Below are 13,360 nucleotides of genomic sequence, written 5' to 3' on the forward strand. Positions count from 1 at the left end.
AACTGTTACTTGACGTTGGCACCGACAACGGCGTCCCAGTTCTTGGTGATGGCTTCCTTGGCCTTGCCCTGCTCGTCGAGCGTCGGGAACACCGCGGCCGCGTAGGACTCAGCCGGCGGCAGCTTGGCCAGCACGTCCGCCGGAATCTTGCCGTTCTTGGCGAGATCGTTGAAGCGGATCGGGTGGCAATAGCCCTTCAGCCAGGCGATCTGGCCTTCGTCGGAATACAGGTATTCCAGCCAGAGCTTGGCTGCATTCGGATGCGGCGCGTAGGCGCTGATCGCCTGCACGTAGACACCGGCGACGACACCGGTCTTCGGCACGACGACGTCGACGGGCGGGTTGCCCTTCAGCGTGTCGCGGCCGGCGAGCGCGTTGTAGTCCCAGGTGACGAGGATCGGCGTCTGGCCCTGGGCCAGCGTCGCGGCCTTGCCGATGACCGGCACGAAATTGCCGGCGGCGTTGAGCTTCTTGAAGAAGTCGAGGCCAGCGGTGCCGGCAGCTTCACCAGCAGCCGCACCCGTCGACAAGCCGGCGGCATACACCGCCTGGATGGCCTGGTTCGAAGCGCGCGGATCACCGGCAAGAGCGACCGAGTTGGCGAATTCCGGCTTCAGCAGGTCTGCCCAGTCCGTCGGCGACGTCTTCACCAGGTCCTTGTTCACCTGGAAGGAAAGCACGCCGTAGTAGTCGCCCGTCCAGAAGCCGTCGGCATCCTTGGCGCTGTCGGGGATCGAGTCCCAGGTCGAAACCTTGTAGGCCTGGATCAGACCGTCCTTCTTGGCGGACGGACCGAAGGACAGACCGACGTCGATAACGTCGGGCGCCTGCGGGCCCTTATTGTCCTTGTTGGCCTTGATCGCCTCGACCTCGTCGCCGGAACCGGCATCGGGGTTGAGTTCGTTGATGGTGATTTCCGGATACTTCGCCTTGAAGCCGGCGATGACGTCGCCGTAACCGCACCAGTCATGCGGCAGCGCGATGGTGGTGAGCTGGCCTTCGGCCTTCGCGGCCTTGACGAGATCGTCCAGCGAAGCGGCGGACGAAATCACCGACGACACCATAAGGGTCGCGGCCGAAAGGGAAAGCACCTTCCCCGTGAATTTGAACATGTGTTCTCTCCGTTGAACTGACGCCGTTGGACGCCTGCGATGCGGTATCGTTTTCATGTGACAGCCAGATGAAAGCTTTGTGAAACCGGCTGCTCGCAGTGCGAAAAAGTAAACTCTTTTTAACCGGTTGTAGCAATCGCCTCGCGATTCTTTTTCCGGCTAATTAGTTTGTGCCTTGCCCTTCATCCCCTCCCCTTGTTTTTCTACCCCTTTTTCAGATCAATTTCCTATGCGGAAAGCGTCTCAGACCGTGCCGGCGATGGCGTTTTCGAGCAATGTCAGCGCCGCCTTCTTGGTCAGCTTGACCGGGTTGCCACCGGCGGTAGGATCGACCACCGCCATATCCGCGATCAGCGCCTTGCGCTTCTTGTCCATGTCGAGCCCCTTGATCAGGCCCGGCAGCGCGTGCGGCACCTTCAACTCCTTGCGCAGCTTGATGATCGCCTTGGAGAAGCCGTCAAAGCCGCCCTTGATGCCGCAATAGGCGGCGAGCCGGGCAATACGCTCCTCGATGGAGTCCCGGTTGAAGGCGAGCACATAGGGCATGAACACGGCGTTGGTCATGCCGTGATGGGTATCGTAGAGCGCGCCGATCGGATGCGACAGCGAGTGAATGGCGCCGAGCCCCTTCTGGAAGGCGGCGGCGCCCATGGCCGCCGCACTCATCATATGGGCGCGCGCGACAAGGTCCTTGCCGTTGGCATAGGCCTTGGGCAGGTTCTCGAACACCAGCCGGACACCTTCGACGGCAATACCGTCGGCCATCGGGTGGTAGCCCGGTGCGCAATAAGCCTCGAGGCAATGGGCAAGCGCATCCATGCCGGTGCCGGCGGTGATGAAGCCCGGCATGCCGACCGACAGTTCCGGGTCGGCGATGACGATCGCCGGCAAAAGCTTCGGATGGAAGATGACCTTCTTGGTGTGCGTCTCCTCATTGGTAATGACGCCGGCGCGGCCGACTTCCGAGCCGGTGCCGGCCGTGGTCGGCACCGCGATGATCGGTGCGATCGCGTCCGAATTGGCGCGCGTCCACCAGTCGCCGACATCCTCGAAATCCCACACCGGCCGCGTCTGCCCCGCCTGGAAGGCGATCAGCTTGCCGAGATCGAGCGCCGAGCCGCCACCGAAGGCGATGACGCCGTCATGCTTGCCCTTCTTGAACACGGCGATGCCGGCGGTGAGGTTGGACTCGACAGGGTTCGGCTTCACCTCGGAAAACACGCCATAAGGCACCTTGGCATCGTCGAGGATTTTCAGCGTGGAAGCGACGACCGGCAGCTTGGCCAGGCCCGGGTCGGTGACGAACAACGGCCGCTTGATGCCGGTTGCCGCCAGCACCTCGGGCAGCTCGTTGATGCGCCCGGCGCCGAAGCGAACGGTGGTGGGATAGTTCCATTTGGAGATCAGCTTGGACATTGCTTGTCTTTCAAAAAATCAGATGGCTTCGCGCAGGTGGAAGGATTTCGGCCGGGTCAGGTTATCGTAGCCGATGGCCGACAGTCCCGCACCCTTGCCGGTGTCCTTGACGCCGGTCCAGACCAGCGCCGGATCGAGATAGTCGCAGCGGTTCATGAACACCGTACCGGTCTCGATGCGGTTGCCGATCGCCACCGCATGCTCGGTATCGCGCGTCCAGATCGAGGCCGTCAGGCCATACTGACTGTCGTTCATCAGCGCGATCGCCTCCTCATCGTTGCGCACCTTCATGATGCCGACGATCGGGCCAAAACTTTCCTCGCGCATGACGCTCATCTGGTGGTCGACTTGCGTCAGCACCTCAGGCGCCAGATAGGGCGAGCCGGCCTTGTCGTTGGCCACCTTCATGTTGATGTGCGCCACCGCACCTTTGCGCAGCGCTTCGGCCTTCTGCTCGCGGATCAGGTCGGCGAACCGCGCCTGCGCCATCGGCCCCATCGTCGTCGCCTGTTCCAACGGATTGCCGACGACATAGTTCTTGGTCTCGGCGATGAAGCCCTCGACGAACTCGTCATAGACCTTTTCATGCACATAGACGCGCTCGATGCCGCAGCAGCATTGGCCGGAATTGTAGAAGGCGCCGTCGACCAGATTGGCGACCGCATGGTCCAGTTTGGCGTCAGGCAGCACATAGGCCGGATCCTTGCCGCCAAGCTCGAGACCGAGCGTCATGAAGGTGCCCGCCGCCGCCTTTTCAATGGCACGGCCGCCGCCGACCGAACCGGTGAAGTTGACATGGTCGATCTTGCCCGAGCCAAGCAGCTTCTCGGTCTGGGCATGGTTGAGCACGACATTCTGGAACACGCCCTTGGGCAGCCCGACCTTGTCGAAAGCCTGTTGAAAACGCTCGCCGACCAGCAGTGTCTGCGCAGCATGTTTCAGGATAACCGCATTGCCGGCCATCAGCGCCGGCACGATGGTGTTGACTGCGGTGAGATAGGGATAGTTCCACGGCGCGATCACTATGACGACGCCGAGCGGATCCTTCTTCACGTAGCGGCGAAAGCCGTCCTTCGGGTTGGAGGCCGGCACGGATTTCAGCGCCTGCTCGGCGATCTCGACCATGTAAGTGGTGCGTTCCCTGACGCCGCCGAACTCGCCGCCATAGCGCACCGGACGCCCCATCTGCCAGGCGATCTCCGGCACGATCTCGTCGGTCATCGCCACCAGCGCCTCGAGCATTGCCAGCATGTACTTGCCACGCTCGACGATCGGCGTCTCGGCCCACTTCTCCTGCGCCGCCTTGGCGCGCTCGACAGCGGCGTTGATCGCCTGGTCCGTAGCCACGGGCCGCTCGGCATAGATCGAGCCATCGACGGGGGATATCAACTTGACCGTTTCGGTCATTCCTTCAGTCCTCGCACTTCATGAAATCTTGATTTTGACGTCGCCCGCCATTCAGACGATGGCTAAGGGAGGGCGACGCCGACATAGTCTAGTACCGCTCGAAACCCCTGTGCAGTTCCCAATCCGTAATGCGGCGGTCGTATTCGAACTGCTCCCACTTGGCGGTGTGGACATAGTGCTCGAGCACATCCTCGCCGAGCGCCTCTTTCAGCATCTTCGACTTCGCCAGCGTTTCGGTGGCATCGCGCAACGTCTTCGGGATCTCCGGCAGGCGCGAGGCCTGATAGGCATCGCCGACGAACGGCTTCTGCAGTTCGAGCTTCTCGTCGATGCCGGCAAGGCCGGCGGCGATCAGCGCCGCGAAGGCGAGATAAGGGTTGAGGTCGGCGCCGCCGATGCGGCATTCCATGCGGATGCCCTTGGTGCCCTCGCCGCACAGTCGGAAGCCGGCGGTGCGGTTGTCCTCGCTCCACATGATCTTGGTCGGCGCGAAGGTGCCAGCCTGAAAGCGCTTGTAGGAGTTGATGTAAGGCGCCAGGAACCAGGTGAATTCCTTGGCATATTTGAGCTGACCTGCCCCCCATTGCTGGCCAAGCGTCGACAGCGTCCAGTCCGCCTTCTTGTCGAAGAATAGAGCCGTCTTGCCGTCGGCGCTCCACAGCGAATTGTGGATATGGCTGGAATTGCCGGCGAGCCCGTAATTGTACTTGGACATGAAGGAGATCGCCTTGCCCTCGGACTCGGCAATCTCCTTGGCGCCGTTCTTCAGGATGACGTGGCGGTCGGCCATCTCGAGCGCCTCGGCATAGCGCACATTGATCTCTTCCTGGCCGGGGCCCCATTCGCCCTTGGAGTTCTCGATCGGAATGCCGGCCGCATCCATCTCGTTGCGAAGCCGGCGCATGACCCCTTCTTCCTTGGTGGTGATGCCGATCTGGTAGTCGCCAATATAGGGCGAAGCCGTGTCGAGACCCTGCCAATGCTTCTTGCGGGCGGAATCGTAGGTCTCGTTGAACAGATAGAATTCGAGCTCGGAGGCGAAATAGCCGATATAGCCGCGCTCCGTCAGCCGCTTGACCTGCTTCCTCAGGATGGCACGCGGCGAATGCGGCAGGTCGTCATGGGTGTGGTGGTCGAGCACGTCGCAGATCACCAGCGCCGTCTTTTCCAGCCAAGGAATGCGCCGCAACGTCGCCAGATCCGGCTTCATGACGAAGTCGCCATAGCCCTTCGACCAGCTTGCCGCCTTGTAGCCTGGCACCGGCTCCATATCGATGTCGGCGGCCAGCAGATAGTTGCAGCCATGCGTTTCGTCATGCGCGGAATCAACGAAATACTGCGCCAGGAAGCGCTTTCCGGCCAATCGTCCCTGCAGGTCGACGATGCAGGCCAGCACCGTGTCGATCTCACCGCTGGAGACCGCTTTCTTCAACTGATCGAATGAGAAATTTCCGGCCATTCCTTTGGCACTCCAGCGCTTGTCGTTTCGGGCTTGTCATATTGAACGGAAAAAACCGTGGCGAGCGAGCCCGCCACGGTTTGATTGGCTGTTTAGGCGGATTCGCCGACGGCCTTTTCGGCCGCTGCGATGGTCGCCGTGCGCTTGGCGATTGCCGCCTCGCCGATGGGCGGCCCCTGGAAGCGGCGATTTTCAACGGCGAACCACAAGACAATGAGCAGAACGATCAAGCCGATGGCATAGTTGATCAGGATGTCGAAGGGCGGCTGGATGCCGGCATACATCAACACCAGAACACCGATCACCGTGATCACAGCGAACGGCTTTGACCAGATGCCGAGCCGGAACGGCCCGAATTCGGTCCAGCTCTTTCCTTCCGCAAGAAGTCCGGCTGCGATCGGCATGGCGTAGGAGACATAGAGGAAGAGAGCGCAGCCAGCTGCCAGCGCCGCGAAAGCCGGCGAATAGAGCGTGGCGGCAATCGACAGCACGACGCCGAGCCAGATGGCCGGGACGGGCGTGCGCCAGGTTGGCGAAACCTGCTTCCACAGAGATGAACCCGGCAGACCTCCGTCACGCGAAAAGGCGAAGATCATGCGCGAGGTCGAGGTGAGCCCGGCCAGCGCGCACAGATAGTTCGCCAGCACGATGGCGATGCCGAGCAGAGCCTTGAGCCAGGTTGGCGCCGGCAGATTGTTGAACAGGTTGAACCAGGCATTGCCGCCGTCCTTGGCGGTCGCCACGAGATCGGGGCTGGCAAGGACGAAGGAGACCGCCATGATGAAACCGAAGACGAGAGACCACAGGACCGCGTGGATCATGCCTCTTGGCACGGCGACGCGGGCATTGTGCGTTTCCTCGGCGGTATGCGCCGAGGCGTCGAAGCCGGTGATGGTATAAAGCGGGTAGAGAAGGCCGATAAGGAAGGCCACAAGTGCGGTGCGGGCCGTCGGAACATAGGCACCGCCGGGATCGCCGGTCGTGTTGACGAAAGTCGTCAGCCGCGAAAGATCGAAGCCATGCGCGCCCCAGATCAGGAAGGTCAGCGTCAGCACGACCGCAACGACGAGGATGAGGTAGCCGGAAAAGTCCGTCAACATCGTCGTCGTCTTGATGCCGAGATGATTGAAGAGGCCTTGGGTTACGGTAATCATGACGACTGCCGCCGTCTGCTGCCAGAAGCCCCAGCTCGATGTGTCCCAACCGAAGATCGGGCCCGCTACGAGCCCTTGAAACAGCAGGTAGACGCCGACATTCACCGAGGCGACGACGAAGATCAGGCCGAGCAGGTTGATCCAGGCCGTGGCCCAACCCCAGCCGCGTCCGCCCAGGATCGACGACCAGTGATACAGGCCGCCGGCTGTCGGATAGGCTGATCCGATCTGGCCGAGGGAAGCCGCGACCACGAGCGCAAAGACACCGCCGATTACCCAGCCGATGGTCGCCTCGAAACCGCTGCCGGTGGCCATCGCCAGCGGGAATGACGTGATGCCGCCAGCCAGAATGCAGATGATCGAGAAGGAAATGGCGAAGTTGGAGAAGCCGCTCATGCGGCGAGACAATTCCTGGGCGTAGCCCATACTGTGAAGGATTTTTGTGTCCTCCGACTTGTCAGAATGATCCGGTGTTGTCATGTCAGAATTCCCCTTATTGGTTCTTAGCTGGCCGATTGAACTGACTTTCCGACTACGCTTCGTCGAGAGCCCTTGGCCTCCTCTGGCTCCAGATCCGAAAAAATGCCCGTGAGCAGATCCGCCCATTTCCGCTGCCCGGTCTCGCCGGAGATTTCATCGTTGCGGATTTCGATCATGGCGCAGGGCAGCCCGCGCGAGCGTGCATGCCGTTCCAGCGTGAAATAGACGCGGTCATCAGGCGAATAGGGTTCGTTGACGCCGACGGTGACGCCGGCAAGCCGCTTGAGCGCCGATATCAGCGGCGACGCCAGCCGCTGATCGTCATCGTGGATGATGCCGATATGCCAGGGCCGGTTGCGGCCCTTGTAGACCGGCGTGAAAGAATGGACGGAAACCAGCCGGGTCTCCTGGCCGCGGGCCAGCCGCTCCTCGACGATGCCTTCGATGGTGCTGTGAAACGGCTGCCATGACAGGGCGACCCGCGCCGCAAGCTGTTTTTCCGACAGGCCGGTATTGCCTGGTATGGCTGTCGTCTCGCTGACCGGCGGCACCAGGTCCGGCGCATCGAGCGGCCGGTTGCAGTCGACGACCAGACGCGAAATGCGGGTTTCGACCAGCGTCGCATCGAGCGCATGCGCCATGCGCGTTGCCACCGGCAGCGCACCCGGATCCCAGGCGATATGGCGGGACAGGTCCTCGGCGGCAAGACCGAGCGTGCCGAATTCGGCGGGCAGGAAATTGGAAGCGTGATCGCAGGTCAGTACGAACGGGCTCGCTCCGCGTGGGTTCGTCACCCCCACGGAATCAGGCGATGCAAGGCTGGTACGCCGCGCTGTCTCCATAGTCCTGCCGTCCCCGGGGAGCGCTGTACCGTATGTTACGTATTTTGTATCATTGCGTCCCTATGGATGATTTCATACAGTTTGCCCGGCTTTGTCAAATGCGATCTCAGGGGGCGGGCCAACGGGTGGGGGAAAAGATGATTTCCAGCATTGCCGAACTGATCGCCGACCGCATCGGCACGATGCCGGCCAGCGAACGGCGCGCGGCGCAGACGCTGATCGCCAGCTATCCGATGATCGGCCTGAAGACGGTCGCCGAATTCTCGACCGCGGCCGGCGTCTCCTCGCCGACGATCCTACGCTTCGTGGCTCGGCTCGGCTTCCAGAACTATCCGGAATTCCAGTCGAGCCTGCAGGACGAACTGGCGGCGCAGCTGCAGTCGCCGGCGATACGGACGCTCAACCCGCCCTCGCCCGGCGGCGGTACAGTGTCGCCAATGCTGGAAGCGACGCTCGACAATATGCGCGAGACCTTCCGCCACCTCTCCGACAAGCAGCTTGCCGACATCGCCGCACGGCTTGCCGACCGGCGGGGCAAGACATTCCTCATCGGCGGCCGCTTCACCGACCCGCTGGCGCGCTACATGGCCGCCCACCTCGCCGTCATCCAGCCCGATGTCTTTCATCTCGCCGGCCAGGAGAGCATGTGGCGCGACCGGCTGATCGACATGGGCAAGCGCGACGTGCTGGTGATCTTCGACATCAGGCGCTACCAGGACAGCCTCGTGCGCTTCGCCGAGAAGGCGCATCAGCGCGGCGTGCAGATCGTGCTGTTCACCGATCAGTGGCTGTCGCCGATCGCCCGCTTCGCCCGCCATGTCATCGCCGGACGGACCGCTGTGCCGTCGGCATGGGATTCCTCGGCAGCACTTTTCGTCGTCGCCGAAACGCTGATCGGCGCCGTCACCAGGCAGCTCGAGGCCGACGGCGCACGGCGTATTCGGGAAATGGAAGGGCTGCGTTAAGCGGGCTCCGCGCAGTCTCATCCACCCCAAAGCAAGCGTGCGGACATCACGTTACCGCGATTTAATGTGCACGATTGCGTGATAATTGCCATAAACCGATGATATCGGGAGTGGGAGTGGCCGGTTTTGCCCCCCAGCCCTTGTCGTCGCTGCATCCACTTCCACTTGGAACCAGCAGAACGATTCTTGCCGCTGGAGTGCCGATGTCGAGTTGGAAACAGATTGTCCTTGCGCTTGTCGTCGTGGTCGCCGCCACGGCCGCGTGGGCTCGCTTCTATCCCGGCGCTCCCGAAGTGCTGGCGCGCTGGGGCATCGACTGGGCCTATGGCGCCACACCTCGGGCGAAGGACACGGCGGCGGCTGGTTCCCGGCAGGCAGGGCGCAACGGCGCCCAGATTGCCACCATCGTTGCATCGCCGGCCGCCTCGGCTGTTATCAACGACCGCCTGCAGGCGATCGGCACCGGCCGCGCCAACGCTTCGGTGACCGTCAACCCTTACAGCTCCGGCCGCCTTGCCGAACTGCTGGTCGAATCCGGTACTCATGTCGACAAGGGGCAGATCATCGCGACGCTTGATTCCGAAACCGAGATCATCTCCCAGGACCGGGCCAAGCTCGCCTTGCAGGATGCGCAATCTAAACTTGATCGCGTCAAGTCGCTGCGCGCTTCCAATGCCGCGACGCCTGTCGCCGTTGCCGACGCCGAAGTGGTGCTGGCAGGCGCGAAGCTGGCGCTCCAGGATGCCGAGCTTGCGCTGCAGCGGCGCTCCATCCTGGCGCCGATCGCCGGCACTGTCGGCATCCTGCCGATCTCGGCCGGCAACTATGTCACCAACCAGTCGGCGATCGCCACGCTCGATGACCGCTCCTCGATCCTGGTGGATTTCCAGGTGCCCGAGCGTTTCGCCGCCGCGGTCAAGGTCGGTGGGCAATTGACGGCAACGCCGATCGCCAATCCGAGCAACGCCTATACCGGCACGATTTCGGCCATCGACAATCATATCGACGAAAAGAGCCGCACGCTGCTGGTCAAGGCCAAGATCGCCAATCCCGCCGATTCGCTGCGCGCCGGCATGTCGTTCTCCATCACCATGAAATTCCCCGGCGAAACCTATCCGGCCGTCAGCCCGCTGGCGATCCTGTGGGGATCGGACGGCGCCTATGTCTGGCAGATCGAGGACGGCAAGGCCAAACGCGTGCCGGTGCGCATCATCCAGCGCAACACCGAGACCGTACTGATCGACGCCGAGATCGACAGCGGCGACATGGTTGTCACCGAAGGCACGCAGAACGTCAGCGAGGGCGGCGAAGTCCGCATCGCCGGCCAGGAACCGCGTGCCGCCAACGCCGCCGAAGGCTCATGACCGGACCCGTCAACGCTGCCAGCGATACCGGCTTTACCGCCCTGTTCATCCGCAGGCCGGTCATGGCCTTCGTGCTCAACGTCCTCATCGCGGTTGCGGGCCTCGCCGCCTTCTACGGCGTCGAGATCCGCGAATTGCCCGACGTCGACCGCGCCGTGGTTACCGTCTCGACCACCTTCGAAGGGGCGGCTGCCGAAACCGTCGACCGCGAACTGACCGACACGATCGAGGGCGCTGTAGCCCGCGTCTCCGGCGTCAAGTCGATCTCGTCTTCCTCCTCCTTCGGCTCGAGCCGCGTCACCATCGAATTCAACGACGGTGTCGACCTCAATGTCGCCGCCTCCGATGTGCGTGACGCCGTCGGCCGCGTCGCCAACCAGATGCCGGACACCGCCGACCCGCCGCGCATCGTCAAGGCCGATGCCAATTCCGACGCTGTGATGCGCCTGGCGGTGACCTCCGACAACATGTCGATCCAGGACATGACGGTCGTCGTCCAGGACCAGATCGAGGATGAACTGGCCGCCGTGCCTGGCGTTGCCGACGTCCAGGTCTATGGCGACCGCGACAAGATCTTCCGCATCGACGTCGACCAGAACAAGCTCGCCAGCCTCGGCTTCACGGTGGCCGATCTCAGGACAGCCCTTGCCTCGGTCGCCTTCGATTCCCCGGCCGGGTCGATCACCACCACCAACCAGGACCTGATCGTCCGCACGACGGCCGATGTGACGACGCCCGAGGAATTCGAAAACATCATCATCGGCGGCACGACGCGCATCCGCGACGTCGCCACCGTCACGCTCGGCCCCGATGTCGGCCAGACCACGCTGCGCTCGGACGGCAAGACCGGCATCGGTATCGGCATCATCCGCCAGGCGGAATCGAACACGCTGGATATTTCCACCGGCGTCCAGGCCGCCGTCGCCAAATTGCAGGAAAACCTGCCCAAGGGCATGGCGATCAAGATCACCAGCGACGACGCCGTCTTCGTCAAGGGCGCCGTGCACGAGGTCGAAATCGCGCTCGGCCTGTCGGTGACCATGGTGCTGATCGTCATCTACATCTTCCTGCTCGACTGGCGCGCCACGCTCATCCCAGGCCTGTCGATGCCGGTCGCCATGATCGGCACCATCGCCGCCATCTACCTGGCCGGCTTCTCCGTCAACATCCTGACGCTGCTCGCCATGGTGCTGGCCACGGGCCTTGTCGTCGATGACGCCATCGTCGTCCTGGAAAACATCGTGCGACGACGCAACGAAGGCATGGGGCCGCGTGCGGCTGCCGTGCTCGGCGCGCAGGAAGTGTTCTTCGCCGTCGTTGCCACGACGCTGACGCTGGTCGCCGTCTTCGTGCCGATCTCCTTCCTGCCCGGCCAGACCGGCGGGCTGTTCCGCGAATTCGGCTTCGTGCTTGCCATGTCGGTGCTTCTGTCCTGCGTGGTGGCGCTGACACTTTGCCCGATGCTCGCCTCGCGCATGCTGACCAGCGCCTCGCTCCACCATGAAGGCGGCCACGGCATTGGCGCTCGTATCGGCGGCGCGTTGAATGCCGCCTACAAGCGGATCCTGCACGCTTGCCTCGATGCGCCCTGGATCGTGGTTCTGGTTGCGGTGCTGTTTGCCGGCACCGCTTTCGCGCTGTTCGGCACCATCCGCCAGGAACTGACGCCAACCGAGGATCGCGCGGCCGTGCTGTTGCGCATCAATGCCCCGCAAGGCGTCAGCCTCGATTACACGACGCAGCAGATGCAGAAGATCGAGAAGCTGATCCAGCCGATGCGCGATTCCGGCGAGATCCGTTCGACCTTCGAGAATGCCGGCCAGAACGGCTCCTATAATTCCGGCTTCATGGTGATGACGCTGGCGCCATGGAACGAGCGCAGCCGCAGCCAGCAGGAGATCATGGCCGAGATCAGCCAGCTGACCAAGCAGGTGCCGAGCGTGCGCATCTTCCCGGTGCAGCCCAACAGCCTCGGCATCCGTGGCGCCGGCAACGGCCTGCAATTCGCGCTGGTCGGCAACGACCGAAAGGCGCTCGGCGACGCGGCGGTGAAGATCATAGCCGAAATGCAGAAGGACCCGCGCTTCCAGACGCCGCGCCTGTCGATCGACCCGACGCAGCCGCAGCTGGCCGTCGCCATCGACCGCGAGCGCGCCTCCGACCTCGGCATCGATATTACGGGCCTCGCCAACACCATGCAGGCCATGCTCGACGGCAACGACGTCGTCGACGTCTACATCGCCGACCGCAGCTATGGTGTGAAGCTGGTCTCGACCACCAATCCGATCAACGATCCGACCGATCTGGAAAATGTCTTCCTGAAGACAGCCGATGGCCGCTTCGTGCCGATGTCGACCATCGCCACGCTGACCGAACGCGCGGTGCCGCCGTCGCTGTCGCGCGAACAGCAGCAGCCATCGGTGGCCATCACCTCCAACCTCTCAGGCAATTTCGCCCTTGGCGATGCGCTGAGCCAAGCCGAAGAGATCGCCACGCCGCTGCTGCCGCCGGGTAGCCGCATCCTGCCGCTGGCCGAGGCCGCGACGCTGGGCGAAACCAACAGCGCCATGGTCACCATCTTCGGCTTCGCGCTGGTCATCATCCTGCTGGTGCTGGCCGCGCAGTTCGAAAGCTTCGTCAGTGCCGTCATCATCATGGCGACGGTGCCGCTTGGCCTCGCCTGCGCCATCTTCGCCTTGCTGCTGTCGGGCACCAGCCTCAACGCCTACAGCCAGATCGGCCTAGTGCTTCTGGTCGGCGTCATGGCCAAGAACGGCATCCTGATCGTCGAATTCGCCAACCAGCTGCGCGACCGCGGGCTTGGTGTGCGCGAGGCGATCGAGCAGGCCTCGATCATCCGCTTGCGGCCGGTGATGATGACGATGATCTGCACCATACTTGGCGGCGTACCGCTGGTGCTGGCGGCAGGCGCCGGGGCCGAGGCACGCGTGGCACTCGGCTGGGTGATCGTCGGCGGGTTGGGGCTGGCCACCGTCTCGACGCTATTCCTGACGCCGGTCGCCTATCTCCTGCTTGGCCGCTTCGTCACCCCGAAGACGCATGAAGAAGCGCGCCTCAAGCGTGAGCTCGAGGAAGCCGCCTACACCAATATGGAGCCGGCGGAGTAGAGCAATCCCGGCAAGATGGATTGCGGTTTTCCG

The 13,360-nt window shown here is 63.0% G+C and carries 9 protein-coding genes; 3 read left to right on the top strand and 6 right to left on the bottom strand.

Translation table 11 applies throughout. The features are described from left to right. Nucleotides 1-5: 5 nt before the first annotated feature. The 6 genes from AC1DX4_RS09450 to AC1DX4_RS09475 form a co-directional block, all read right to left on the bottom strand. Nucleotides 6-1,112 carry an ABC transporter substrate-binding protein gene (locus AC1DX4_RS09450; protein ID WP_096450001.1) on the bottom strand — a complete coding sequence of 369 codons (1,107 nt, stop codon included), beginning with the start codon at nucleotides 1,110-1,112 and terminating at the stop codon, nucleotides 6-8. Nucleotides 1,113-1,355: 243 nt separating this feature from the next. Beyond that, nucleotides 1,356-2,528 carry an iron-containing alcohol dehydrogenase gene (locus tag AC1DX4_RS09455; protein ID WP_477220065.1) on the bottom strand — a complete coding sequence of 391 codons (1,173 nt, stop codon included), beginning with the start codon at nucleotides 2,526-2,528 and terminating at the stop codon, nucleotides 1,356-1,358. An 18-nt stretch (nucleotides 2,529-2,546) separates the two neighbouring features. Continuing rightward, nucleotides 2,547-3,935, bottom strand: a complete 1,389-nt coding sequence (locus AC1DX4_RS09460) for an aldehyde dehydrogenase family protein (protein WP_477220066.1) — start codon at nucleotides 3,933-3,935, stop codon at nucleotides 2,547-2,549. 88 nt (nucleotides 3,936-4,023) lie between these two features. Next, a complete protein-coding gene (locus AC1DX4_RS09465; RefSeq protein WP_172224395.1) occupies nucleotides 4,024-5,394 on the bottom strand; it encodes a glutamine synthetase family protein in 1,371 nt (456 codons plus the stop codon). Nucleotides 5,395-5,486: 92 nt separating this feature from the next. Next, nucleotides 5,487-7,028 (bottom strand): amino acid permease, encoded by a 1,542-nt coding sequence (locus AC1DX4_RS09470; RefSeq protein WP_477220067.1) that lies wholly within the window; start codon nucleotides 7,026-7,028, stop codon nucleotides 5,487-5,489. Between the two features lie 23 nt (nucleotides 7,029-7,051). After that, complete coding sequence (locus AC1DX4_RS09475) at nucleotides 7,052-7,870, bottom strand: N-formylglutamate amidohydrolase (protein WP_477220068.1); 819 nt, start codon at nucleotides 7,868-7,870, stop codon at nucleotides 7,052-7,054. 137 nt (nucleotides 7,871-8,007) lie between these two features. Between AC1DX4_RS09475 and AC1DX4_RS09480 the strand changes: the two genes are divergently transcribed. The 3 genes from AC1DX4_RS09480 to AC1DX4_RS09490 all read left to right on the top strand — a co-directional run bounded on the left by AC1DX4_RS09480 (nucleotide 8,008) and on the right by AC1DX4_RS09490 (nucleotide 13,327). Next, on the top strand, nucleotides 8,008-8,835 hold the full coding sequence (locus tag AC1DX4_RS09480) for a MurR/RpiR family transcriptional regulator (RefSeq protein ID WP_027030940.1): 828 nt from the start codon (nucleotides 8,008-8,010) through the stop codon (nucleotides 8,833-8,835). A 203-nt stretch (nucleotides 8,836-9,038) separates the two neighbouring features. Continuing rightward, complete coding sequence (locus AC1DX4_RS09485) at nucleotides 9,039-10,199, top strand: efflux RND transporter periplasmic adaptor subunit (RefSeq protein ID WP_477220069.1); 1,161 nt, start codon at nucleotides 9,039-9,041, stop codon at nucleotides 10,197-10,199. Then, nucleotides 10,196-13,327, top strand: a complete 3,132-nt coding sequence (locus AC1DX4_RS09490) for an efflux RND transporter permease subunit (RefSeq protein WP_477220070.1) — start codon at nucleotides 10,196-10,198, stop codon at nucleotides 13,325-13,327. The genes AC1DX4_RS09485 and AC1DX4_RS09490 overlap by 4 nt, the downstream gene beginning before the upstream one ends. Nucleotides 13,328-13,360: the final 33 nt, after the last annotated feature.

This window comes from Mesorhizobium sp. P3_A8 (assembly GCF_056402995.1).